The sequence below is a fragment of the Thalassospira sp. B30-1 genome (assembly GCF_015767575.1).
Lineage (GTDB): Bacteria > Pseudomonadota > Alphaproteobacteria > Rhodospirillales > Thalassospiraceae > Thalassospira > Thalassospira xiamenensis.
In genome coordinates, this window is sequence record NZ_CP065232.1 from 4,590,899 (window position 1) to 4,613,523 (window position 22,625).

Here is a 22,625-nt window from a genome sequence, read left to right on the forward strand (position 1 = left end):
GATCAGATATCGTCGCTTTTGCGCGGAATGGTGATCGCAGCCGAATGACCTGTACGGCTGGTGCCGTCGTCGCTGCCTTCAACATATTCCAGCGAGCCCTTGATACGTGCACCGTTTTCGATTTGAAGTGCACCATAGGTGATCTTGCCGTTGATGTCGGCTGTGCCGATCACGATGACGCGGCGTGCTGTCAGATCGCCTTCGAAGGTGCCGCTGATTTCGGCTTCGTCGACCTGTGCGGTACCGACAAATGTCCCACCCTGGGAAACTTCAAGGCGGGTGCATTCCTTGATCTGGGCTTCAACATGGCCCTCGACGACAAGTATGTCGCAGGAACCGATTTCGCCAGCCAGACGGATATCGCGGCCAACCGTCAGCTTCTTGCCTTCGGTGTTGCTTGGTGTTGCGCTCGGACGGCCAGCACTGCCGCGGGTCGGAATTTCAAGCGGGCGCTTCGGGATTTCCGGGCGGAAGCTGGTGGAATGCGGTTTGCTGGACATTTGCGGTTCTTCCTTTGTGCGCGGCTGGGTAAATAGCTGCGGCTCACTACGTTTTTCTGTTTTTGTGGCGGTATCGTTGCTGGCACTCGCACTTTCGTCCGAAGTCGACGTGTTCGGCGAGGAAGCTGTGCTGTCGGAAAGACCGCCTGAATTCAATCTGGAAGAAGATGTATCTGACGAAGCCGGGCTGCTGTCGACTGTTTTGTTGGCTTTTTTCTTTCCGAACATGGGGATGACCAAATCCTTGTCTTGCAGTTTTGTTTCAGGTTTCCGCCGTTTTATCCGATGCCCACCGGAATGGCGTCAGGCTGTGGTCCGGTTTTCGAACGCGCCCAGACGGACGGAGTAATGTACCATAAAGGCAGTCGCAATGATCGGAGCCACAAGGTTGACCAGCGGCACGGTCATCAGGAATGTCAGGCCGATCCCGGCAAACCACAGTTTCATCTGGCGGCTCTTGCGAATGGCATTCACCGTGTGCACATCATAACGACGTGCGGCGACCAGTTCAAAATATTCGCGCGAAAGCAGATACCCATTCATCGCATAGAACGCGATGATGTAGACCGGTCCGGCCAAAAGAAGCGGCAGTATCAGGATGTTAAGCGCCAAAGCGGTCAATGCGAATTTAAGGCCGCTGATCAGGGCTTCGGTGATCGGTTGCGGGCGGGTGTCGGGCAGGGTTGGATAATATTTATCTTCAACCGCATCGGCGATCTGATCAAGCAGCAGGCTTGAAATCAGCACGGTCGCCGCCGGGAACATCAACAGCACCAAAAATGCCAGACCAACGCCAAGCAACCAGTCTGCCGCGGTTTCCATCCAGCCGCCATCGGCAAAAAAGGTTACCGAATTCAGGCCAAAGCCAATCAGTATCCAAAGCCCGACAATTGTTGCCAACGCGCCGGCAACGCCGATCCACACAACCTTGCGAAAACGCGGGTCGGAGAACTGGGAAACGGATTTCAGAAAGTCATTGATCATTGGCGGATTTTATCCTGCTGGCACTGTCGTAAATACATTCCAAGGGAATCATGCCAAACATTACTAGGCAATCAAAATTAACAGGCCGTGAAATCGGTAGCGGATTTGACAGATTTTTTGCCCAAAGCGTTGGATATCGTATGTGTTGGGCAGAAAAAAGGCGTCCGGTCAGGGGGGAGAACCGGACGCCAGCGCTCCGATGATCTGGAGCGTGAGGAAAGGTAGGGGAGACCTGTTCCTCACACTTGGCTCCCACATCAAAATTCGGGAACCTTGTGACAGATTTTCATATAGGGACTATAACCCCCGTCTGCCATAGATCAGGGCCGCTTATCGGCGATAAATTTCGTGGATGCAGGTGAAAAATGTCATACCAATTGATCGTTGCGAAACAATAATGTTTGCAAGAGTTTGAATCGGAATGCTTAACCGCTTTGTCAGGCAGATTTGACATTTTCGTGAAGTTGACCGGGAATTTTGAAATCAGCCGCGCTGATTGGGCCAGATGCGGTCAAATTTGAATAATGCCGGGTCCAGCTTCATGCCTTCTTCGGTATTGAACAGGGTCACGGTCGTCTCTACCCCGGCGGGGTCGGTGACAATCCATTGACGCAACTGCATCGGATTTTCCTGAAATACCAGTGTGACACTGCCAGCACCCGGATCGGATTTGCGCACCATTTCAACCCGCATGGTTTCGGCGGTACGTTTGAAATCAACAACCTTGACCTCTCGCGTCAGCGAAACGTCCTTTGCCAGAATGATACCAGCCGGGGTTTCGTCGATATTGAAATAGGTGGGCGCGTTGATTTCCTTGTCATAATAAATGAAATCAGACCCGGTGGAGACCAGCAGGATTTGTGCGGGCGGGTTATATTCAAACCGCATCTTGCCTGGGCGTTCCATATAAAGCTTGCCTTCTGCGGCACCGCCATCCGAGGAAATCTGAACAAAATCACCTTTAAGTGTGGTGATGTCCTCAAGATAGTTTTCGATTTTCTCAATGGTGGCCTGATCAATGGCGCCCGACTGCGCCAATGCGCCTGTCGGCGTTAAGCTGATCGAGACCGGTGCGGCAATCGCAAAGGCCGTGGCAAAGACGGATGCCGTCGTCATGGAGCGGAAGCGCGCGCCCACCTGTTTGATGCGGAATTTGCCGAATTTGCTGAAGAATGCCATGTGACAGCCTGTCTACCCGTTTTAAGAAATTCTGTGATCGCGATTGCGAAACCGGAATGGCGAATGATAAAAATTCAGCCAAATTGTAACCAACCACAATATGTACAACATATCGCATCATTTGGCCGGGAAGGCCAGCCGGGTCAAGTCACGCCCGCAAATGATCACAATTGGCCGGGTTTGGCCGCATTTGCAGCAGTGATCGGCTTTCCGGCAACAGGAGAAAGCGCTTTATGAGTCGTATCGTCGCCATTCAGATGGATCCAATCGCATCGATCGATATCAAGGGGGATTCAACCTTTGTGATGGGGCTCGAAGCCCAGTCACGCGGTTATGATCTTTTGCACTATCATCCCGATGACATGTTTTATGACCGCGGTCGGATCAAGGCCGAAGTCCGCCCGATGACGCTTCGTTACGACAAGGGCAATCACTATGATCTGGGTGAGGCAAAGATCATAGATCTCGCCAAAGAAACCGATGTGATCCTGATGCGTCAGGACCCGCCGTTTGACATGAATTACATCACGGCGACCCATCTGCTTGAAGCCGTTCATCCGGAAAGCTTCGTGGTCAACCACCCCGGCCATGTCCGCAATGCGCCGGAAAAGATTTTCGTTACAGAGTTTCCCGATCTGATGCCGCCGACCCTGATTACCCGGTCGGCTGCGCGTATTCGGGATTTCCGCGAGGAATTCAAGGACATCATTGTCAAGCCGCTGTTTGGCAATGGCGGGGCTGGTGTTTTCCATCTGAAACCGGGTGACGAAAACCTGAATTCGTTGTTGGAACTATTCGCCGCGCAGTCGCGCGAGCCTTTGATGGTGCAGGCTTACTTGCCCGATGTGCGAAAAGGCGACAAACGCATCATTCTGGTCGATGGCAAACCTGTCGGTGCGATCAACCGTGTCCCGGCCGAGGGTGAGGCACGGTCGAACATGCATGTTGGCGGCGTAGCGGAAAAATCCATGCTGACCCCGCGTGAACTTGAGATTTGCGAACGCATTGGGCCGGAACTGAAAAAGCGCGATCTGATCTTTGTCGGGATTGACGTGATTGGCGATTATATGACGGAAATCAACGTCACCTCGCCGACCGGGCTTCAGGAAGTGAACCGTTTTGACGGATCGAAACTGGAATCCCTGATCTGGGATGCGATTGAAACCCGCTTGTCCTGATCGGATTTGACGACGGGACGATTTTCGGGGCAAGCGGTTTAACCACTTGCCCCTTTTTCTGGCCCCCTGTCTGGTCGGAACGGATGGCCGCGAAATGGCCGGATTTCATCGGCAATTCTGCACCAATTTGCTACCTATATCCGTTGATGTGACCGAATTCATGCCCGCAGGCTGGAACCAAATGTCTGTTTCTGCGTATGATTTTGGGATCAATCATCATCAAGGCGGAATCCGATTGCATGGCGGATAAGCAAAACAGCGCAATTTCAACAAACGGTACCTTTGGCCCGTTCCTGTTCGCGCGTGGCAGCGACGATAAAACGGCCCGTCTGGCCGCCCTTGTTGTGACGCCGGAAGGAGCCGATCCGGCCGAGTTTCGAATCATGGGTCAGGATATTGTAACCCCGACAAAGCTTGCGAACCGGTTCGGGCGTCATTACTGGCGTTATGATTTCGAGCTGCCGGTTGCGTCGGATGCGCGTTACAGTTTCGATATCGAAACATATTATGTGAATACCGATTTGACTCATGACCTTCGGATCGGGTTTGTCTCGTGTAACGGACAAGAAGACGGCGATCTGGACCGACCTTTGGCGGATCGTAATGCGCTGTGGATTGATTTGGCCCGCGAACATCGAAAACGGCCTTTTTCCCTGCTTTTGCATGGCGGGGACCAGATTTATGCCGACGGGGTCTGGGGATGCCATCCTGATATTGTCACCTGGAAAAAGACGAGACGTCAGCAGAAACTGGCAGCGGATTTCACCCCCGAGATGCGCAATAGTGTTCTGAAATTCTATCTGGAACATTATCTTGAAATTTATGGGCAGCCGCAGATCAGCCATATACTGGCGCGGGTGCCATCTTTGATGATGTGGGATGACCACGACATTTTTGACGGTTGGGGCAGTCACAAGAAATGGTTTCATGACAGCATGGTAGCAAAGGGCATGTTTGCCTGTGCGCGAGAAGCATTTTGCCTGATGCAGCTTTGCACCGCGCCCGACGAATTGCCGCAGAAAATACTGGACCGTTCGGGGCAAAGCCTTGGCTGGCGTACGGATTTCCCCGGATTTTCGGTGATTGCGCCCGACTTGCGGTCGGAACGGACCCCGCATGCGATCATGGGCGAACATGGTTGGCGGGACATGATTGCGGCACTCGATACGATTCCGGAACATCATCGTATTTTGTTGATGTCGAGTGTGCCGGTGATTGGCCCGCGCCTATCACTGGTTGAGGCGATCCTGCATCTGATGCCCAGTGCGCAGAAATACGAAGATGACCTGCGCGATCAGTGGCAAAGCCGTTGGCATCGTAAGGAATGGTGCCGTTTTCTGGAAACCATTGAAGATGTCGTCGTCAAGCGCGGTTATGACATGACCCTGCTTTCGGGGGAAATTCATGTGGCGACCCGGGGCACGTTTGAAACCCATGGCAAGTCCATTCACCAACTGGTGGCATCGGGCATTTCGCACACTGCCCCGCCGGTGGCGTTTGCGCGTGCGCTTGGTCTTTTGGCATGGATTGGCGATAATCCCCTGCCCGGTCGCCCGACCAAGCTTAAGCCGCTTCCTGGGCGGATTGGCACCTATTGCGCTGCACGCAATTACCTAACACTGGACCGAAAGGGCGAAAACTGGCGTGCCAACTGGCATCTGGAAAATATTGGTTGGACACCGGATTTAACAATCTAGGGAGGATCCCATAGTTCCTACCATGCAGCTTTACTATTCGCCGACATCGCCCTGAAGGTGCGGATCAATGTCCGCGAATTGGGATTGGAAGGCGATATTTCTGAAATTATGATCAATCCTTGGACGGATGCGGCTTTGCGTGACGGTATGATGTCCTCGACCGGGCGGTTATACGCCGATAGCAAACGCCCGGAAACTGAACGTTCCGATTTCGTAATGGATCGTCAGCGTGCCGCGGTTCATGCAAGCATTGACGCTATAGAAGCCGGGATCAGCAGCCTCGCAACAGATAGGCCAGATATCGGCACTCTTTCGGTGGCCGCGGCCCTTGAATATGTTGATTTCCGCTGGCCCGATGGGTGTTTTGCTGTTTCAGACGATCTGCGCCATTGGATGGCGGGCATGGCCAATCGCCCAGCCATGCTTGCCACGCGGTATCATTTGCTTCCGGTTTGACAGATCTGATCTGCATGGATGCAATATTGTCCGGGCCGGTTAAACAAGCTATAGCGTGGCGGGGCAGCCAGATGTGTTATGATGTCGGGCAGCAACTTTTCAGATGAAACGGGTTTCATGACCGACATTACCAAATCCATGCGTGAACGGGCCTGGGCCCGGGCCGGAAAAATTCAGGGTGAAGATTCCGCCGAAGTGCGCAAGCACCGTTCCAGCGGCATCACGATGAAAAAAGAAAGTTTTGGCAAGTTCCGCAATTTTGGCTGGACCGTTGTAGATGGCGTTGCTGTTCCATGCCGCAAGGAATTCCTGCCGCCGCGTGACGGCGATGCGACTGATGGCGATGCATCTGAAGATCTGGCCAAATCCGAACCTTCCGAAGACTGATCATCTGATTCTGTCCTAGCCATTCGTCAGGTTGATCAAATCTGTCAAAAGGTGGCGCGAATCGGAATTCGCGACCAGTGCGTTGAGGTCTTTCTGGGTTTTTTGCCAGATCGGAAAGGCTTTAACAAGCAACGCCATTCCCTGATCGGTTAGAGTCAGCAAACGACTGCGTTTATCCTTGGGGTCGATATCGATTGCAACCAGCCCCCGTCGTTCCAGCGGTTTAAGATTGGCGGTCAGTGTTGTGCGATCCATCGCCAGCAAATCAGCAACATCTTGCATGTGCGGCGGGTGTGGCCGGTTAAGCGACATAAGCAAGGAATATTGCCCGCTGGTCAGGTCAAGCGGGCGAAAAGCATCGTCGAACCGGCGCGCAATCGTGCGTGCGGCCCGCCGCACATGCAGACAAAGACAACTGTCACGCACCATCAGCGTCGATGAAAACGGAACTTTATCGTTCTGGTTGAAATCTTTTTTTGACATGAATTAATTATGTTGATATCAACGTATTTGTCAAACGGGAAAATAAGAAAAAACTGATCAATCGTTTGGTTCATAAAGCGCCACCACGCTTCACCTGATTTCGAATTCACTTCTGAACGGCAAGGAGGAAGCCCGATGCAGAAGATCAGCCCCTTTCTATGGTTTGACGGCAACGCCGAAGAAGCCGTCAATTTTTATGCGTCCGTTTTTCCATATGCCACGATCAGCAAAATTCTCCGCAGCAGCAAGGCCGGACCTGGACCGGAAGGCCATGTTTTGACCGTAAGTTTTGAGCTTGAAGGTCAACAATTCACAGCCCTTAACGGCGGACCGCAGTTCAAGTTTACCGAGGCTGTTTCCTTCACCGTGTCCTGCAATGATCAGGCAGAAGTTGATTATTACTGGGACTGCCTTTCTGAAGGCGGGGAACCTAGGCAGTGCGGCTGGGTAAAGGACAGGTTCGGTCTTTTCTGGCAGATCACTCCGGTTCGCCTTATCGAACTGATGAACGATCCGGATCCGGATGTCGCAGCCAGAGTGGCAACAACCATGATGTCTATGGAAAAATTCGACATCGCTAGGATTGAACGTGCGGCCAAAGGCACCTGAAAACTCCACGCAAAATTTTTGCCCACCCCTCGCACCACCAACGCAAGGAAATGCCCCATGACTGATAAACAAAGTGAAGACAAAGCTGCCATCCGCGAGATTTTTACCCGCTGGTCAACGGCCGCACGTAACAAGGATCTCGACGGAATCATGGCGTTATATAGCGATGATATCTGTTCCTACGATGCGGTCGGTCCGCTGCAATTCAATGGCCGGGATGATTATCGTGCCCATTGGGAACGCTGTATGGCGTTTGATGATGAATTCATCATGGAGCCGCAGGAACCCTTTATCCGGGTGTCAGGTCATCTGGCTGTGGCACGGTTCCTGATCCGGTGCGGCATGCGCAAGGAAGACGGGACCGAACAGGCAAGCTGGATGCGGTCAAGCTATCACCTTGAAAAGCAGGGTGGTGAATGGCGCATCGCGCATGAACATTTTTCCGTGCCTTTTGACTTCGAAAACAGTGCCGCCCAGTTCGGGTTGCAGCCGTAAATCCCCAAACCCACCAGATTTTACACATAAAGGAACGCCCCGATGAAACTGATCACCTATCTGAATTTCGACGGCAATTGCCGACAGGCATTTGAATTCTATCAGTCCATCCTGGGCGGCGAGCTGATCATGATGCCGTTCAGCGATACGCCGATGGCCGGTGACGAGCCTGAGCATAATGACAAAATTGCTCATGCCTGCCTGATGGGCGATGGCTGGCATCTGATGGCATCCGACTGCCCGCCGGAATATTTCACCAAAATGCAGGGCATCACAGCATCTCTCCATTTTGAAAAAGCGACTGATGCCAAAAAAATGTTCGATGCTCTTTCCAAAGGCGGTGAGGTGACCATGCCGTTAGAGGAAACCTTCTGGTCGCCGGGTTATGGCATGTTTACCGACAAGTTCGGCACGCCCTGGATGATCAATACCGAGATGTCGCCAGAAGACGGAGCAGGTTGTGCCTGATCACCGGGGATAAACGACTTGTTGCCTTGATCCCCGTTTCCCGCCAAAGTGGTATATATAACTTGGGGTTACGGGGATCAGTACCACATGACAGCACGGGTTATGACCGTCGCCTTTGCCGGGATTGATACAATTCCGGTCGATGTGCAGGTTCAGATGGCAAGCGGATTGCCCGCTTTTAGCGTGGTTGGCTTGCCCGACAAGGCGGTTTCCGAGGCGCGCGAACGTGTGCGATCCGCGCTTTCAGCGATGGGGTTGGCATTGCCACCCAAGCGCATCACAATCAATCTGGCCCCCGCCGATTTACTAAAGGAAGGATCGCATTTTGATCTGCCGATTGCGTTGGGTCTTCTGGCCGAGATGGATGTGATCGGGCACGAAGACATTGCGAATTTTGTCGTGCTGGGTGAATTGGGGCTTGATGGCAGTATCACCGGCGTCGGCGGGATTTTACCGGCGGCCATGCAGGCAAGTGGCTTGGATCGGGGGATTATCTGCCCGGCAGATAACGGTGCGGAAGCGCTTTGGGCAGGGGAACTTGAAATTCTGGCACCATCGCGTTTGACCGGATTGATCAACCATTTCAAAGGAACTCAGATCCTGTCGCGGCCATGTGCTCCGAAGGTTAGCTCATCTCCCTTATCATTGCCAGATCTACGCGATATCAAGGGGCAGGAAAGTGCCAAACGCGCGCTCGAAATTGCTGCGGCTGGCGGTCATAATTTACTGATGAGCGGCCCGCCCGGTTCGGGAAAATCGATGCTTGCCGCCCGTCTGCCGGGGCTTTTGCCAGAATTGAATGCCAGACAGGCCCTTGAAACTACCGTGATCCATTCGGTTTCCGGGATGCTGCCCGAAGGCGGTCTTATCCGCACAAGACCCTTCCGACAGCCCCACCATTCGGCATCCATGCCTGCACTTGTTGGCGGTGGTGTAAATGAACACAAAATATGAGACTGTAAAATTAAATATGAGAACTTGTGTCGGAAAATATGAGAATGCCAAAATGGTACGGGTGAATCTCAAATTTTCGTTGTGAAGACAGTATTCAGTTTCACATACGAATTTAATTGAACAGCACCATATAATTTTTATATTAGTCATAGTGTGAGTTGCGGGATCAGTTCCCTCGTGCTAGCGAGAAAACCCTGCAGCAAGAGAATTGGAGCGGGTGACTTAGGTTGCGCCGCTTTTTTTATTTAACTTGATTTATCCGATGCGGACGCCCTAGTGATCGTATCAAACGGAGTTTTCGGGATCGCTTTGATCCGTTGAGAACTCCGTCGTATCGGCTAGCTATTCAGATACCCCTGTCTGTTTTGCTGCTGTTGTATTTCGAGATCGATTTTATCAGTTCAAATATCCGTTCACGCAACACATCATCCTCAACACCGTAATAACTGCGTACAAGTTCTAAAGTTTCTCGCCGCTGCATAGGGTCCTCACGAGAAACGAAGAGTTGAGTAACAATCTTGTTGCGTTGAGCAATAGACTTGTCAGTAAGATCGCGTGGTATGTCATCGTAGAAATAACTGACCGGAACTTTGAGTGCTTGGGCAATATCATATAGCCTTGATGCACTTACTCGATTGGTTCCCCGCTCATACTTTTGAACCTGCTGGAAAGTAATACCCAAAAGTTTAGCAATTTCTGTCTGCCCGAAACCGTTAAGCATGCGGAGCTCGCGCAATCTTCTACCGACATGAAGATCAATTGGGTGAGGTCCTACTGTTTTTGTTTTTCGCCGTCCGTTACGCATTGGTTTGCGACGGCGATTATCGTCTGGCTGTTTAGAAGGCATGCTTGTCTGATTCCGCGGACGCATTGAGAGAATAATATTCTAAATAATGCAAATTCGGGAGCTGTTGCTATTCATGTTTGAGCATTTTGATAGTGAAGAAATGTAAGTGATCAGCTCTCTTCTGCACTATTAAAGCGCAATCAGCTTATCTACATTGTGCTGCCTTTCAAATTTTCTGAGAATGGAGCTCTCAATCATCCCTCCTCAAACGGGGTGTGGGAGAAACTATCGGACGTTTTGCGTGGAGGATTGCAAAGCTTTTCGTCTCGGTTATCTGCTGACAATTAGATAGGCTACTGCAGAAAATCCGTTGGCGCGCTGACCTTTCTAAAACGCAAGAAGCCGCCTACCAGGTGGTTAGTCTGGATCAAAGGCGGCTTCTCTAATTGAGAGGTGATTGCTTTAGATAGAACCAACTCGGTATCAGCTGAACCAATGTGTGATTTATTGACGGTATTGTCAATAAATCCCCGATCACAAAACACCCCAGGTATGAGGTCTGTACAATCAATAAATCGCCCATTAAGCGTGCTCAAAACAACACCTTTGAAATCAGACTGACATGCAGTCACTCTCATCATGAAACAAAAAAGAAAATCAGGTTGAACATCGGGTATCATTCATGACCGGTATAATGCTCCGTCTCTAGATTGAAACAATTGTTGGCTATGCAATCATTGTCGTGAGCTTCGTGGGTATCAGTATCGGCATCCGGCTCGGAAGTCATATTTCGGTCGATCTCCTTGATGCTTTTGTCCCGGAAAAATACGTTCCGGCGTTACATGCGATTGCCATGGCCCTCGGGATTATATTTGCCATTGCGCTAATCTATTATGGAGGAAAACTCTTCCTGCCCCCTTGGGCGCGGTCAGTTATCCCCGCCTCTTACAGCATGATCCGGAGACTGATTTTATCATTACTGACAGCACTGCGCACTGAACTGATTGAAGGTAAGTCGAGGGCGCTCACCCCGCCATTTCCATGACAAAGACAAATGAATCACAAGCAACGGATATCACTCAAATAACTTTTATCTCGGCCCTGACACTTCGAAAGGATGTTTGACAGTTAGACTGCTCGAACAGAACTCAGGAATGCTTGCACTTTCTCACGCAATTTGTCTGTTTCATGTAATAAACTGCCCGAAGCATCTAATACTTGTTCAGCTGCTCCACCTGTCGAAACCGCAGCTTCATTCACACTAATAATACTACTAGTGACTTCGGTGGTACCCCCAGCGGCTTCTTGGACGTTGCGAGTGATCTCGAGTGTAGCAGCTCCCTGTTGCTCAACAGCGCTTGCAATTGCTGCCGAAACTTCACTAATCTCCGAGATAGTGGAAGAGATTGCAGCGATTGCCTCAACCGCACCATCAGTCTCACTTTGGATATTTGAAACCTGCGCAGTAATCTCATCAGTTGCTTTTGATGTCGCTGTCGCCAAATTCTTGACTTCTGCAGCCACCACAGCGAAACCCTTACCCGCGTCACCAGCACGAGCAGCCTCAATCGTCGCATTTAGAGCAAGAAGGTTAGTTTTCTCGGCAATATCGCTAATCAGTCCAACAACGTCACCAATCTTTTGCGCTGCATCCGCCAACCCACGTACCCGGACATTCGTTTCTTCCGCATTTACAACGGCTCGAGCTGCAACCGTGGATGACTGCCCCACCTGTTGATTTATTTCGCTAATCGAAGCGCTTAACTCTTCAGTTGCACTCGCTACTGTTTGAACGTTAGTCGAGGCCTGTTCGGCCGCTGTCGCAACTATCCCAGCTTGCCGACTTGTCTCTTCTGCAGTATTGGTCATTCCAGTCGCAGTCGATTGCATTTCCTTGGCCGCAGTTACGAGGGCTTTGAGCACAAAAGCCATTTCACTGTCAAACTCGGCGGTAAGTTCGCTTATCTTCTCGGCTCGTTTTTCTCTTAATTTTAGCGCTTCAGCTTCTTTCGTGGCAAGCTGATCAGCACGAATCATGTTTTCTTTGAACACCAATACTGCTTGAGACATTTCTCCAATTTCATCTCCACGATGCTCACCTGGAACATTTGCTTCTTTGTCCCCCGCAGCTAACTTTTTCATCACTTCAGTAATTTGCACGATAGGTTGAGAGATGCCCCTCCCAATTAACCACGCGAAAATTACACCAATGATGATTGCAGCACCCGCTAGTATCTCGCTGATCAAAACAGATCTTTTAGATGCAGCAGCAGCGCGCGGGCCGATCTCATCTTGCTCTGCTTTTACGTCAAGCTTGAGGTCTTCTAACTCACTGGCAACAATCGGCCCGATACGCTCTAACTCATTGGAAACCAAATCGCCACGTACTGGATCAAAAACCGAGAGCGAAACGATTTCTTCAAAAGATTCAGAATATGCTGTCAAGTTATCTGAAACTACTCTCGAGGCCTCTTTTCGGTTTCCTTCGGACAGTAAAGACCCTAGTTCTTGATTCAACAGCTTAGTCGTGTCGAGCATATCAAGTACTATTTGGGCATCTTCAGGGCTATTGCTTAATAGATAATCTTTAACTGCCACCCGTGCCTCCAACAGCTTCTCCTGCACACGGACCGCTTGATTTGATTGGAGAACAACTTCTCTGTAACGCGTAAAGTCTGTCCCCACACTACTCATGGAAACGACGCCTAACACGGCAACGGTTGCCAGAAGCAACAGGATGAGCGCAAAGCCTCCGAAAACTTTTGTCGAGATTTTTAAGTTACGCATTAGATTAGTCATCGCTTTCCTCCGAACGGCCAGCATTCGCTGGCTGCTGCTTCCAATTGTTATTCTAAGCCAGATGTGTCATTGGCCCTTTTATAATTAGAGATCGAAGATATTATGCCATTTTATTTCAGTAAATGAAGTCGCGTCAGCCAGGATAAACATCTCCTGAGGCTGGAAATAGACATGCGCACGCGAGTAATCCGCTACGCACAAAACTAACCGCGACGCTTACCCTAATCGACGGTCGGGATGCAGCACTGGGATAACTATAGACGAAACGGGATCGGTAAAATGCAGTGACCATGAGCTCCGCAGCATAAAGCTGCCGGTAAAAAGTCCAATCTCGGGAAAATGCAATATCAAACAGCCCTATGACATCGCGAAAAAAAGGGAGGCATGAAGCATATGCGCACACCTCCCTTGCACAACTGGAACGCATCAAGCTCCAGGAACTTTTTGATCCTTCGCCTCTTTCGCTGAGGAGGGTGACGTTGAGAAGTAGTTTCGTGCAAGTAGTGCACTGCCCACAACAATCGCACCCAAAGATACGAGCATGTACGGCGCGACACTGCCAACAGCGACGCAAATGAACAGGCTTCTCATTAGCCGCGACAGAGTGCCATTCATATAGCCCTCTATTGCAGCCGCCAGTGAAATCGTTCCGATAACACCGCCGATCACGGCAAGCCCAATCTCAATGGATGAACCGGAACCGATGATAGCAGGATTCCAAATAAAGACGAATGGCAGCAGAAAGCCGACTGCGGCAAGTTTGACTGCATCAAACGCAATCTTGAATGGATCCTCTTCTGCAATGGCCGCTGCCGCCAGCGCCGCAACCGCAATCGGTGGCGTCAAGGCCGACAGGATCGCGTAGTAAAGCAAGAACATATGAGACTCAAGAAGCGGATATCCCAACTTTGAAAGTGCTGGCCCAACGAGAACTGCTGCAAGAATGTAAGCACTTGGTGTTGGCATCCCTAAACCGAGAATGATGGTCACCACAGCGGAAATCATCAAGGTGATAACCGGATCCGCACCACTGATTGTCATGATCACGTTTGCCGCTTTCATGCCAAGGCCCGTCATAGACAGACCTCCGATTACAAGTCCCGCAGCCGCGCACGCGCCAGCAACGGGGAGGATGCGCAGTGTGGTTTCACCAAGGCCTTCAACTACACGCCAAACGCTCATGCGGGTTCGCGCAGAGCAAGCCGCTGCAATGACGACAGAAGCAGCTCCCAAGCCTGCCGTCATGGTTGGCGAATAACCAAGCGACAGTGCGAGTATGATCACCGCGATCGGGACAATAAACATCCAGCCATTAATGAGGGTTGCCTTAAGCGTAGGGACATCATCTGGATAGGAGCGCAGATCGCGTTTGACCGCGCGCAAGTGAACCTGCGAGAAAACGCCAAGATAGTAAAGGATCGCTGGAATAATCGCGGCGTAGACGACTTCGCGATACGCAAACCCTGTGTACTCAGCAAGAATGAACGCGGCTGAGCCCATGATAGGCGGCATGGCGCTGCCACCTGTGGATGCAGCAACTTCAACTGCGCCGGCGAAACGCGATGAATAGCCAAGGCGCTTCATGATTGGGATCGTTATCGAGCCCGTCGCGACGACATCAGATACGGGACTGCCTGAAATCGTTCCATACATGCCTGATGAGATAACAGCGACCTTTGCTGGACCACCGGGGCTCTTTCCAGTCAGCGAGGCAGCAAGGTTAAAGAAGAAGTCCCCTCCGCCAGCAAATGACAGCAACGTCCCGAACAGAACAAATAGGAAAACATAGCTAGCGACAACCTGGATCGGGACACCAAAGACACCGTCCGTTGTAAAGATTAGCGCATCCAGCAGGTAGGTGTATTCGATCACTCCGTGCCCAAAGGGCGGGGGTAGCAAGTGACCGAACAGGTTGTAGGCCATAAAACCGAGAACAACGATCGTAAGACCTGCACCCGTCGTGCGACGCGTCGCTTCAAGTGACAAGAATAGAAGTGACGACCCGAAGAAAAGTTGAGCAGGTGTAAGCTCTTCAAGCAAAGTAATCCGGCTTGAAATCACACTTGCATTCACAAGGAAAAACACTCCGGTAGCGAGGCTCAGTACACTTAACACCCAATCAATAATGGTCGGTTTGTCCCGTGCATTAGTTGTTGCACCGACCACCAAGAAGAGCATCGAGAACAAGGCGCTAAGAAACAGAATGCCAATTATAAGCGGGTCCGAGATAACGAAGAGGTTGCCGTAAATAACCCCGATCGCAAATAGCGCCGCCAAGCTGATCAGAACTTTGTGGGGTAGGGCCGCAAACGTACGTTTGCGGCCTGTGTTTACAAGTGACTTCATCATTTGAGAAGTCCTGCCTCGCGATATGCCCGTTCTGCACCGGGATGGAACGGCAGAACATCCTGATCAGCCATAAGCTCCGGGGTCAGCGCCTTCATAGAACCGTGAACCGCCTTGATCTCGTCAACATTTGCAATCAAAGCCTTGGTAAGGTCATATGCAGTTTCTTCCTCCATCTGATCCGTCGCCACCAGAAGAGCACCAAGGGCCGACGTTTCGACATCATTTGGCTGATTGGAATAACTTCCTCCGGGGATTGTATAAGTTTGAGTTCCGAAACGGGCATTCGTGGCATCAATTACATTCTGGGGAATGTCGAGGACAATGACTTCATTGTTTTCGTCAATTGCGCGGAATGAGGAATGAAGAACAAAGACACCATTGGTAACAATGTCGATACGACCATCCTTCAGCAGTTCTGCCTGGTCGTTTGCCCCGGCCTGAACAATGCGTCCACCATTTGCCTCAACAGCTTCCGTGGTTAACCCAGCTTGTTCGAGCATGAACAACGCTACGTTGGACGTAATGTTACCCGAACGGTTTACACCAATACGCACCGGTGCTTTTGCTGTTGCAAGATCGTCGAGGCTATCGATGTTGTATTCGTCGGCAATCGACTTCGCCAAGAAGAAATGCATCGGCGCCCAATTATACATGTAACCAATTGCACGCATGTTGTTTACAGGAGCCTTGAAGGGTTCTTCACCTGCCAGAGCAATCTTCACTTCAGCGTTGTGAACTAATCCCGTATCCGTCCGGTTTGCTCCCAGCAAACCAATATTTGCAAATCCACCACCAGTTGCCTGATATGTTACAACGGAATTTGGGTCTGATTGTTTTACGGCACGGTCGATACCTGCGCCGAGAAGGGACCACAAGCCACCCGGATTGCCACCTGAGAGCGTCAGGTTTACCGGTTCAGCCTGTGCAGTGTTAACGCCGAAGGCCAGTCCAATAGCCGCGGCAAGAGTCAAAAGCCTCATTCTTTCCTCCCTAATGGGTAAGATCTCAATTTATAATTTCTGTTATTTTTATTGGATGCCGACCGTCAAAGGTCCCACTGGAACGGCATCAGGCCTCGAAAGTGATATTGACGTTCTTTTGCTCGGTGTAAGACAGCATCTCGCCCAAGCATTCTTCGCGTCCGATGCCGGATTGCTTCATCCCGCCATACGGTGTGCCAAGGAAATGGTCGCTGGAATTGTTGACCCAGACATACCCGGCGCAAATGTCATCAACTGCACGCATAGCTTGTGAGATATCGCGCGTCCAAACCGAGGCAGTGAGCCCGTAATCAACCCCATTTACCGCTTCGATCAGGGAGTCATAGTCACTCCATTTGAGGACGCTCAGCACCGGTCCGAACACTTCTTCTTGCGCAATGCGCATATCGGGGGTGACGTCAGCAAATACAGTCGGTCGAACAAAGAAGCCATGAGACAGCTCTTCGGGTACATCGCCGCCCGCCACCATCCTGGCACCTTCATTCTGCGCTATTTCTATGTAACCGCGGACCTTGTCATACTGACCGCGCGTCGAGAGACAGCCCATTTCGGTACTAGGTGAGAGTGGATCGCCCGGCTTTACTGCATCAAATGCGGCTGCCAACTGATCAACGACGGGATCATATAGGCTTTCATGGACGAATACCCGACTGGTCGAGCCACAAGACTGTCCTGCTGTCCATGGCAGGTTCATGCCCTTGACCGCGCTTTGAACAGCCTTTTCAACATCCGCATCCGGGAACATGACGAGTGCGTTCTTTCCGCCCAGTTCCAATGACACATGTTTAAGTGTATCGGCAGCCTGACGCATGACGGCACGCCCGGTTGCGGCACTGCCGACAACGCTGACGCTGGCGATACCGGGATGGGTTGAAAGTCCTGCCCCCAGATCAGGGCCGCCATTCAGCACATTCAAAACGCCTGGTGGGAAAAGTCCGCCAATAAGTTCGGCAACCTTTAGGCTTGAAAGCGGTGTTTCTTCCGATGGTTTGATGATCACACTGTTGCCAGCCATGATTGGCGGCGCAAGCTTTGCGCAGGCGAACATCAGCGGGTGATTAAATGGGACGATGCGTGCCACGACACCAACAGGCTCTCGCACAACATAGTTCACTTTCCCCGCCCCAACCGGGACGGTCTCACCTTTAATCTCCGTGGCCAAGCCCGCAAAGAATTCCATCAAGGTAACTGCGATATCCACGTCAAACAGCATCCCCCGCAACGAGTTACCGCTGTCGAGAGCGTCAAGTCGCGCGAGTTCTTCCTTGTGCTCCTTGATCTTGCTTGCAGCTTCGCGCATAACACGCGACCGTTCCAAAGGGATCGTCTTCGCCCAAATTTTCTGACCTGCAGTTGCAGCTTTTACAGCGGCTTCAAGTTCTTCCTCGCCGGCACTGTCAACTTTGGCAACTTCTTGTCCGGTCGATGGGGAATAAACCGGTATCTGCTGGCTAGAACTTCTATGCCAAGCTCCACCATAATAAACCCCTTGGGGGAGTTTGTTGGGCAATGTGCCCAGGGCTGCAGAAGCGGCGACTACCTGCTTCATGTGATTTTTCCTCCCGGGAATTTCCGTGTTTATTATTTTTTGTAATCACGGAAAGGTCTCTCTGGTCTTTTTTATAAGATATCTAAATTAAATGGCAGCAAAGGAGATCAGTCAACCATAAAATTAGATATCTTAGTTTTGTTCGAAAAAAATAGCAGGCTCTCAAACGAACCTGCTATCAAAACCTTATTCGGCAGCGACACTTTTCTCTTCCACAAGAGTTCGCCAATCCACTGTCTGCGGATAGACCCCCTCGCGCGAAGCGATGTCTGCATGCGGAATTCTTGGCTCGACGGTACCGATCGCATCGCCACCGGCAGCAACTTTTCTGGCTGCATCAACCATCAAGCGGCGAAACTCGACAATCGCGAGATCGGAAGCCCCAAGAATATCTACCGATCGATCAACAATGGCACCCATAGATACCCACATCACAATATCCTGATTGGGAATACCCTTAACACCCGTGAAACTCCCGAGCTTCATAGCCTGGCGATCCTGCAGGAAATTATTGTGCAATTGACGCTGGGAGACCCAACGATCATCAAGGTGAATGCCTTTTTGTGCGTGATTGAATTTTCGCCACTCTTCGGTTGTCGGACAGGCCTTTCCACCCCAGGCAATGAAATGGAAATGAGTGGTTTCATCGTCAATAGGAACGATAACACTCGCAACATTATAATTGTTATTCGGCGGGATCAGAGATGTATAGGGTGCAATATACTCGGTAATACGAAGATAGTTATGGGTACTAGGATTTTTGATCGGCTTACGGATCGCAGCATAGTGGAAGCCGTAGCTGGTCGTTTGGGTCTGCATGCGCGGAGATTTATCCGTCGAAGGGCGGTACCATGCCTGATCATCCGCGGAAGCGCCTTCAACGCGGGCCGGCTTCATATCCGATGAATGCAAACTGGACGAATGTGCGGAATCGATCTGCCCTTCGGTAATCTGCGCCCAGTTGGCCGGAATCCTGATTTTCAGGATTGAAACCTGGGTATCTTCGGTCGGGGCAAATGCAGGTGGCGAAAACGGATACATGTCTTCTTCTTCGCCAAGCCATGCCCAAACAAAGCCCCCCCATTCGACGGTCTTGTAAGACTTGTGCTTTACCTTCTCATGTAGCGGACTGCCTTCGGGTTCGGACGACATGGCAACACAGTTGCCTTCAACATCGAACTTCCAGCCGTGATAGAGGCACCGCAGTCCGCAATCTTCGTTACGACCAAAAACCAGAGATGCACGTCTGTGCGGGCAGAGCTCATCAAGAAGACCAAGCTTTCCGTTTGAATCCCGAAAGGCGACATAGCGATTGCCAATCGCCTCCACCAGCAGCGGTTTGCCATCCGCTTCGGCAACTTCTTCAATGAGGCAAACCGGCGTCCAGTGCTGGCGCATCAGCTTCCCCATTGGCGCATCACCCGAGACGCGGGTTAACAGGTCATTCTCTTCATGGCTGAGCATAACGTGAACTCTCCTCCTTTGTGTTTTCTTAGATATCAAAGAATCAATATCACATCATTACAGGCATCTAGTGACTTGACAAGAATTATTAGATATCTAATTTATTCATCAAAGTTACTTCGGGAGGAAAAAATGTCAACAGAATTAGAAAGCATAAAAATGCGCGTAGAGGCACGGCGTCAGCTAACGCCTTATATTTGCGAGTTTACGCTTTCCCCCGTGGATGAGATCGAACTCCCTGCCTTTGCGCCGGGATCGCATATCACCGTCGAAACGCCATCCGGCGCGATGCGCCGCTATTCGCTTGTTAATGATGGGGAATTTCCGGAAACCTACGTGATTGCCGTGAAACGCGAGCCTGAATCGCGTGGCGGATCATCCTCAATGCACGAGTCAGCTACTGAAGGTAGCGAGATTACAATTCAGGCACCCGAGAACTCGTTCGCACTCAAAAATGCACCGAAATATTTGCTGATTGCAGGCGGAATCGGGGTCACTCCAATTTACGCAATGGCCAATCACCTGTCTGCGCAGGGCAAGCCGTTCGAGATGATCTACTGCACCCGATCTGCCGAGGAAACTGCATATCTGGATGATATCAAAAACGCATTCGGATCACGCGTTAAGTTTCATCACGACAATGGCGATCTCAATCAGGTTTATGATTTCTGGGATCACTTCGAAGAGCCCGGTGCCGGGCATGTCTATTGCTGCGGTCCATCCCCCTTGATGGAAGAAATCAAAGCCATCTCAGGCCATTGGCCGGAAGGGCGTGTGCATTTCGAAGACTTCAAAGCCGTCGATGCCGTGCGCGAAGACGATAAACCGTTTGAAGTGAAAGTCGCCAATCTCGATACCACCATCACGGTTCCTGCTGACAGGTCCGTTCTCGAAGCACTTCGTGATAATGGCATCAAAACGGTAAGCTCTTGTGAAAGCGGCACCTGTGGCACTTGCCGCTGCAAGCTGATCGAAGGGGATGTTGACCATCGCGACATGGTCCTGATGGATGAAGAAAAAGACAGCCAGATCATGATTTGTGTCTCCCGCGCAAGGGAGGGAAATCTTGTCATCGAACTCTAATCAGCCGAAGCTTGAGGCGCCCTTGCGCCTTGGCGTCATCGGGCTTGGTCGCGGGTTCATGCTGACATTGCCAAGCATCAATGCAGATGATCGGGTGCAACTTGTTGCGGCATGCGCACCGCGGGAATCTTCACGTGCGGCGTTCGAGCAGGAGTTTGGCGGGCGCACCTATCAGAACGTCGAGGATATTTGCGCCGATCCGGACGTCGAAGCCGTCTATATCGCCACACCGCATCAAATGCATGTCGATCACGTGGAAATTGCTGCGAAAGCCGGAAAGCATGTTTTGGTTGAGAAGCCACTTGCGATCCATCTTGAAGACGGCATCAAAATGGTCGAAGCCTGTGAGAAAGCGGGCGTGCAACTGATTGTGGGCCCCAGCCACAGCTTTGATGGGGCTGTAATGTTGGCCCATAAGATCATTCAGTCTGGCGATGTCGGCAACGTCCGCATGATTCATGCAATGAACTATACCGACTTCCTATATCGTCCGCGTCGACCGGAGGAACTCGTCACAGAAGAAGGCGGCGGAGTGATTTTCAGTCAGGCTGTCCACCAGCTTGATATTGTCAGGCTTCTGGGTGGCGGCATGATGAAAACCATCACTGCGGCCACCGGGAACTGGGATCCGGCCCGCCCGACTGAAGGCGCATATAGCGCATTGGCTACATTTGAAGGCGGTGCCTTTGCCTCTTTGACCTATTCGGGCTACGCGCATTTTGATTCCGATGTATGGCAAGGCTGGGTTGGCGAACTTGGCTATCCGAAGGACCCTGAAAGCTACGGTCAAGCCCGCAAAGCCTTGACCAAGGTTTCAAGCCCGGAAGAAGAATCCGCCCTGAAATCCGGTCGAACATATGGCGAAACCCCGGCACGACCACCCGCGCCAAACCACGAACATTTTGGCCCGATCATTGTCTCGTGTGACGGCGGCGATCTGCGGATTACGCCCAACGGGGTTTGGCTGCACGGCCATTTCGAACAGAAATACATTCCTGCACCGCTGGAGATGGGCCCACGCGCCGGCGTTAACTCCGCCTTGATTAAAGCTGTCCGCTTTAACGCTCCGCCATCACAAACCGGGCGCTGGGGCCTTGCCACGCTTGAAGCGTGCCACGCGATTTTGCAATCCGCAGAAGCGGCAGCACCGGTCAAGCTGCTTCATCAAATACAGACACAAAAAACAAATATTGGAGGAAACTCGTGAGTAATCTGACACTTTCACTTGCCTACGGAGACTATGATCGCACCAGGCCGATTTTTGATGGACGCGTCAAAATTGATGGCGTAGATCCCGTATCAATGCTGCTGTCCCCGGAAGAAATGTTCTTCCGGGCATTCCGTAACGAAGATTTCGATGTCAGCGAGCTTTCATTTTCGTCCTACTGCGTAAAACTCGCACGAGAAGAATCTCACTATGTGGCAATTCCGGTCTTCCTGTCGCGCGCCTTCCGCCACACGTCGGTTTACATCCGGACGGACAAAGGCATCAATAGCCCCGAAGACCTCAAAGGACGCCGCATCGGTATTGCGGAATATCAGCTGACGGCAAATGTCTGGGTGAGAGGCATTCTTGAGGATGACTATGGGGTAAAACCATCCGACATCCATTGGGTACGTGGTGGCATGGACACGCCGGGTCGGCCGGAAAAGATCAAGGTTGATCTGCCCGATGATGTCAAAATGACCCAGGCGCCAGACGGTGCGACGCTTAATCAGATGCTGATGGACGGTGAGATTGATGGTTTCATTGGTCCGCGTTGGCCAAAATGCTTTAACGAAGGTCACCCGCATGTCGGGCGCCTGTTCACTGACAGCATTTCAGCGGCAGAAGACCACTATAAACGTACATCGATCTTCCCGATCATGCATGTGTTGGGTGTCCGCAAAAGCTTGGCTGAGCAGCATCCATGGCTTCCCGGGGCGCTGCTTAAGGCGTTCTCGCAATCAAAGAAGATGGCGCTTGATGCGCTGAGCGACACGTCCGCGACGAAGGTCACGATGCCGTTTGTCGAAGACACGCTTGATCGCGCGAAAAACCTTCTGGGTGATGATCTTTGGCCCTATGGCGTTGCGCCAAACCGCAAAGTCATCGAGACGTTCCTTGACTATCACTACCGCCAAGGACTTTCACCGCGCAAACTTTCGATCGACGAGCTTTTCCACCCCTCCACGCGTGAGGTCTTCAGCCTATGACCAATAC

At 51.4% G+C, this 22,625-nt stretch carries 22 protein-coding genes and 1 pseudogene; 13 read left to right on the plus strand and 10 right to left on the minus strand.

The window, feature by feature from the left end:
* Positions 1-2 precede the first annotated feature (2 nt).
* Positions 3-500, minus strand: a complete 498-nt coding sequence (locus IT971_RS21355) for a polymer-forming cytoskeletal protein (protein WP_223304929.1) — start codon at positions 498-500, stop codon at positions 3-5.
* On the opposite strand from IT971_RS21355, the gene IT971_RS22485 reads away from it, so the two are divergent.
* Positions 490-849 carry a hypothetical protein gene (locus IT971_RS22485; RefSeq protein WP_223304931.1) on the plus strand — a complete coding sequence of 120 codons (360 nt, stop codon included), beginning with the start codon at positions 490-492 and terminating at the stop codon, positions 847-849. The two genes, IT971_RS21355 and IT971_RS22485, sit on opposite strands and share 11 nt — an antisense overlap.
* On the opposite strand, the gene IT971_RS21360 is transcribed toward IT971_RS22485, so the two are convergent.
* Positions 804-1,484, minus strand: coding sequence for an EI24 domain-containing protein (locus IT971_RS21360; RefSeq protein WP_063092258.1), 681 nt, complete (start codon positions 1,482-1,484; stop codon positions 804-806). The genes IT971_RS22485 and IT971_RS21360 overlap by 46 nt on opposite strands.
* 483 nt (positions 1,485-1,967) lie before the next feature.
* Positions 1,968-2,663 carry an outer membrane lipoprotein carrier protein LolA gene (locus IT971_RS21365; RefSeq protein ID WP_063092257.1) on the minus strand — a complete coding sequence of 232 codons (696 nt, stop codon included), beginning with the start codon at positions 2,661-2,663 and terminating at the stop codon, positions 1,968-1,970.
* A 233-nt stretch (positions 2,664-2,896) separates the two neighbouring features.
* Between IT971_RS21365 and gshB the strand changes: the two genes are divergently transcribed.
* The 4 genes from gshB to IT971_RS21385 all read left to right on the plus strand — a co-directional run bounded on the left by gshB (position 2,897) and on the right by IT971_RS21385 (position 6,381).
* Entirely contained in the window at positions 2,897-3,841 is a 945-nt protein-coding gene (gene gshB / locus IT971_RS21370) for a glutathione synthase (protein ID WP_063092256.1), read from the plus strand.
* Between the two features lie 239 nt (positions 3,842-4,080).
* Positions 4,081-5,538, plus strand: a complete 1,458-nt coding sequence (locus IT971_RS21375; protein WP_063092357.1) for an alkaline phosphatase D family protein — start codon at positions 4,081-4,083, stop codon at positions 5,536-5,538.
* Between the two features lie 108 nt (positions 5,539-5,646).
* Complete coding sequence (locus IT971_RS21380; protein WP_139189991.1) at positions 5,647-5,994, plus strand: hypothetical protein; 348 nt, start codon at positions 5,647-5,649, stop codon at positions 5,992-5,994.
* A 117-nt stretch (positions 5,995-6,111) separates the two neighbouring features.
* Positions 6,112-6,381 carry a hypothetical protein gene (locus tag IT971_RS21385; RefSeq protein ID WP_174441865.1) on the plus strand — a complete coding sequence of 90 codons (270 nt, stop codon included), beginning with the start codon at positions 6,112-6,114 and terminating at the stop codon, positions 6,379-6,381.
* Positions 6,382-6,396: 15 nt separating this feature from the next.
* Here the strand turns inward: IT971_RS21385 and IT971_RS21390 are convergent, their stop codons facing one another.
* Positions 6,397-6,864 carry a MarR family winged helix-turn-helix transcriptional regulator gene (locus tag IT971_RS21390; protein WP_007088485.1) on the minus strand — a complete coding sequence of 156 codons (468 nt, stop codon included), beginning with the start codon at positions 6,862-6,864 and terminating at the stop codon, positions 6,397-6,399.
* Between the two features lie 135 nt (positions 6,865-6,999).
* Between IT971_RS21390 and IT971_RS21395 the strand changes: the two genes are divergently transcribed.
* The 4 genes and pseudogenes from IT971_RS21395 to IT971_RS21410 form a co-directional block, all read left to right on the plus strand.
* Positions 7,000-7,473 (plus strand): VOC family protein, encoded by a 474-nt coding sequence (locus IT971_RS21395; RefSeq protein ID WP_007088484.1) that lies wholly within the window; start codon positions 7,000-7,002, stop codon positions 7,471-7,473.
* Between the two features lie 57 nt (positions 7,474-7,530).
* The gene (locus tag IT971_RS21400) at positions 7,531-7,968 is read left to right on the plus strand and encodes an SgcJ/EcaC family oxidoreductase (protein WP_007088483.1); all 438 of its coding nucleotides are present in this window, start codon (positions 7,531-7,533) and stop codon (positions 7,966-7,968) included.
* Between the two features lie 42 nt (positions 7,969-8,010).
* Complete coding sequence (locus IT971_RS21405) at positions 8,011-8,436, plus strand: VOC family protein (RefSeq protein ID WP_007088482.1); 426 nt, start codon at positions 8,011-8,013, stop codon at positions 8,434-8,436.
* Between the two features lie 87 nt (positions 8,437-8,523).
* Positions 8,524-9,369 (plus strand): annotated as a pseudogene (locus IT971_RS21410) (YifB family Mg chelatase-like AAA ATPase); the annotation flags it as partial.
* A 367-nt stretch (positions 9,370-9,736) separates the two neighbouring features.
* Here IT971_RS21410 and IT971_RS21415 read toward each other — a convergent pair.
* Positions 9,737-10,237, minus strand: coding sequence for a helix-turn-helix domain-containing protein (locus IT971_RS21415; RefSeq protein ID WP_223304932.1), 501 nt, complete (start codon positions 10,235-10,237; stop codon positions 9,737-9,739).
* Between the two features lie 658 nt (positions 10,238-10,895).
* Between IT971_RS21415 and IT971_RS21420 the strand changes: the two genes are divergently transcribed.
* Complete coding sequence (locus IT971_RS21420; protein ID WP_223305230.1) at positions 10,896-11,222, plus strand: TRAP transporter small permease; 327 nt, start codon at positions 10,896-10,898, stop codon at positions 11,220-11,222.
* Positions 11,223-11,305: 83 nt separating this feature from the next.
* On the opposite strand, the gene IT971_RS21425 is transcribed toward IT971_RS21420, so the two are convergent.
* The 5 genes from IT971_RS21425 to IT971_RS21445 all read right to left on the minus strand — a co-directional run bounded on the left by IT971_RS21425 (position 11,306) and on the right by IT971_RS21445 (position 19,339).
* Positions 11,306-12,976 (minus strand): methyl-accepting chemotaxis protein, encoded by a 1,671-nt coding sequence (locus IT971_RS21425; protein ID WP_063086832.1) that lies wholly within the window; start codon positions 12,974-12,976, stop codon positions 11,306-11,308.
* Between the two features lie 426 nt (positions 12,977-13,402).
* Positions 13,403-15,325 carry a TRAP transporter fused permease subunit gene (locus IT971_RS21430; protein WP_063086242.1) on the minus strand — a complete coding sequence of 641 codons (1,923 nt, stop codon included), beginning with the start codon at positions 15,323-15,325 and terminating at the stop codon, positions 13,403-13,405.
* On the minus strand, positions 15,322-16,305 hold the full coding sequence (locus tag IT971_RS21435) for a TAXI family TRAP transporter solute-binding subunit (RefSeq protein WP_063086240.1): 984 nt from the start codon (positions 16,303-16,305) through the stop codon (positions 15,322-15,324). Before IT971_RS21435 ends, IT971_RS21430 begins: the two co-directional genes overlap by 4 nt.
* Positions 16,306-16,393: 88 nt before the next feature.
* Positions 16,394-17,875 (minus strand): aldehyde dehydrogenase family protein, encoded by a 1,482-nt coding sequence (locus IT971_RS21440; RefSeq protein WP_063086238.1) that lies wholly within the window; start codon positions 17,873-17,875, stop codon positions 16,394-16,396.
* A 186-nt stretch (positions 17,876-18,061) separates the two neighbouring features.
* Positions 18,062-19,339 (minus strand): Rieske 2Fe-2S domain-containing protein, encoded by a 1,278-nt coding sequence (locus IT971_RS21445; protein WP_063086236.1) that lies wholly within the window; start codon positions 19,337-19,339, stop codon positions 18,062-18,064.
* Between IT971_RS21445 and IT971_RS21450 the strand changes: the two genes are divergently transcribed.
* The 3 genes from IT971_RS21450 to IT971_RS21460 are packed head-to-tail and all read left to right on the plus strand — an operon-like array spanning position 19,328 to position 22,618.
* Positions 19,328-20,422, plus strand: coding sequence for a PDR/VanB family oxidoreductase (locus IT971_RS21450; RefSeq protein ID WP_223304934.1), 1,095 nt, complete (start codon positions 19,328-19,330; stop codon positions 20,420-20,422). The genes IT971_RS21445 and IT971_RS21450 overlap by 12 nt on opposite strands.
* A complete protein-coding gene (locus IT971_RS21455; protein ID WP_223304935.1) occupies positions 20,406-21,629 on the plus strand; it encodes a Gfo/Idh/MocA family protein in 1,224 nt (407 codons plus the stop codon). The genes IT971_RS21450 and IT971_RS21455 overlap by 17 nt, the downstream gene beginning before the upstream one ends.
* Positions 21,626-22,618, plus strand: coding sequence for an ABC transporter substrate-binding protein (locus IT971_RS21460; RefSeq protein ID WP_175494872.1), 993 nt, complete (start codon positions 21,626-21,628; stop codon positions 22,616-22,618). Before IT971_RS21455 ends, IT971_RS21460 begins: the two co-directional genes overlap by 4 nt.
* Positions 22,619-22,625: the final 7 nt, after the last annotated feature.

Coding starts and splice junctions, on each gene's coding strand:
- IT971_RS21395 (WP_007088484.1), top strand. CDS start 7,000: ATGCAGAAGATCAGCCCCTTTCTATGGTTTGACGGCAACGCCGAAGAA.
- IT971_RS21390 (WP_007088485.1), bottom strand. CDS start 6,864: ATGTCAAAAAAAGATTTCAACCAGAACGATAAAGTTCCGTTTTCATCG.
- IT971_RS21355 (WP_223304929.1), bottom strand. CDS start 500: ATGTCCAGCAAACCGCATTCCACCAGCTTCCGCCCGGAAATCCCGAAG.
- IT971_RS21365 (WP_063092257.1), bottom strand. CDS start 2,663: ATGGCATTCTTCAGCAAATTCGGCAAATTCCGCATCAAACAGGTGGGC.
- IT971_RS21425 (WP_063086832.1), bottom strand. CDS start 12,976: ATGACTAATCTAATGCGTAACTTAAAAATCTCGACAAAAGTTTTCGGA.
- IT971_RS21380 (WP_139189991.1), top strand. CDS start 5,647: ATGATCAATCCTTGGACGGATGCGGCTTTGCGTGACGGTATGATGTCC.
- IT971_RS21415 (WP_223304932.1), bottom strand. CDS start 10,237: ATGCCTTCTAAACAGCCAGACGATAATCGCCGTCGCAAACCAATGCGT.
- IT971_RS21405 (WP_007088482.1), top strand. CDS start 8,011: ATGAAACTGATCACCTATCTGAATTTCGACGGCAATTGCCGACAGGCA.
- IT971_RS21435 (WP_063086240.1), bottom strand. CDS start 16,305: ATGAGGCTTTTGACTCTTGCCGCGGCTATTGGACTGGCCTTCGGCGTT.
- IT971_RS21385 (WP_174441865.1), top strand. CDS start 6,112: ATGACCGACATTACCAAATCCATGCGTGAACGGGCCTGGGCCCGGGCC.
- IT971_RS21450 (WP_223304934.1), top strand. CDS start 19,328: ATGGCTGAGCATAACGTGAACTCTCCTCCTTTGTGTTTTCTTAGATAT.
- gshB (WP_063092256.1), top strand. CDS start 2,897: ATGAGTCGTATCGTCGCCATTCAGATGGATCCAATCGCATCGATCGAT.
- IT971_RS21440 (WP_063086238.1), bottom strand. CDS start 17,875: ATGAAGCAGGTAGTCGCCGCTTCTGCAGCCCTGGGCACATTGCCCAAC.
- IT971_RS21430 (WP_063086242.1), bottom strand. CDS start 15,325: ATGATGAAGTCACTTGTAAACACAGGCCGCAAACGTACGTTTGCGGCC.
- IT971_RS21375 (WP_063092357.1), top strand. CDS start 4,081: ATGGCGGATAAGCAAAACAGCGCAATTTCAACAAACGGTACCTTTGGC.
- IT971_RS21400 (WP_007088483.1), top strand. CDS start 7,531: ATGACTGATAAACAAAGTGAAGACAAAGCTGCCATCCGCGAGATTTTT.
- IT971_RS21445 (WP_063086236.1), bottom strand. CDS start 19,339: ATGCTCAGCCATGAAGAGAATGACCTGTTAACCCGCGTCTCGGGTGAT.
- IT971_RS21360 (WP_063092258.1), bottom strand. CDS start 1,484: ATGATCAATGACTTTCTGAAATCCGTTTCCCAGTTCTCCGACCCGCGT.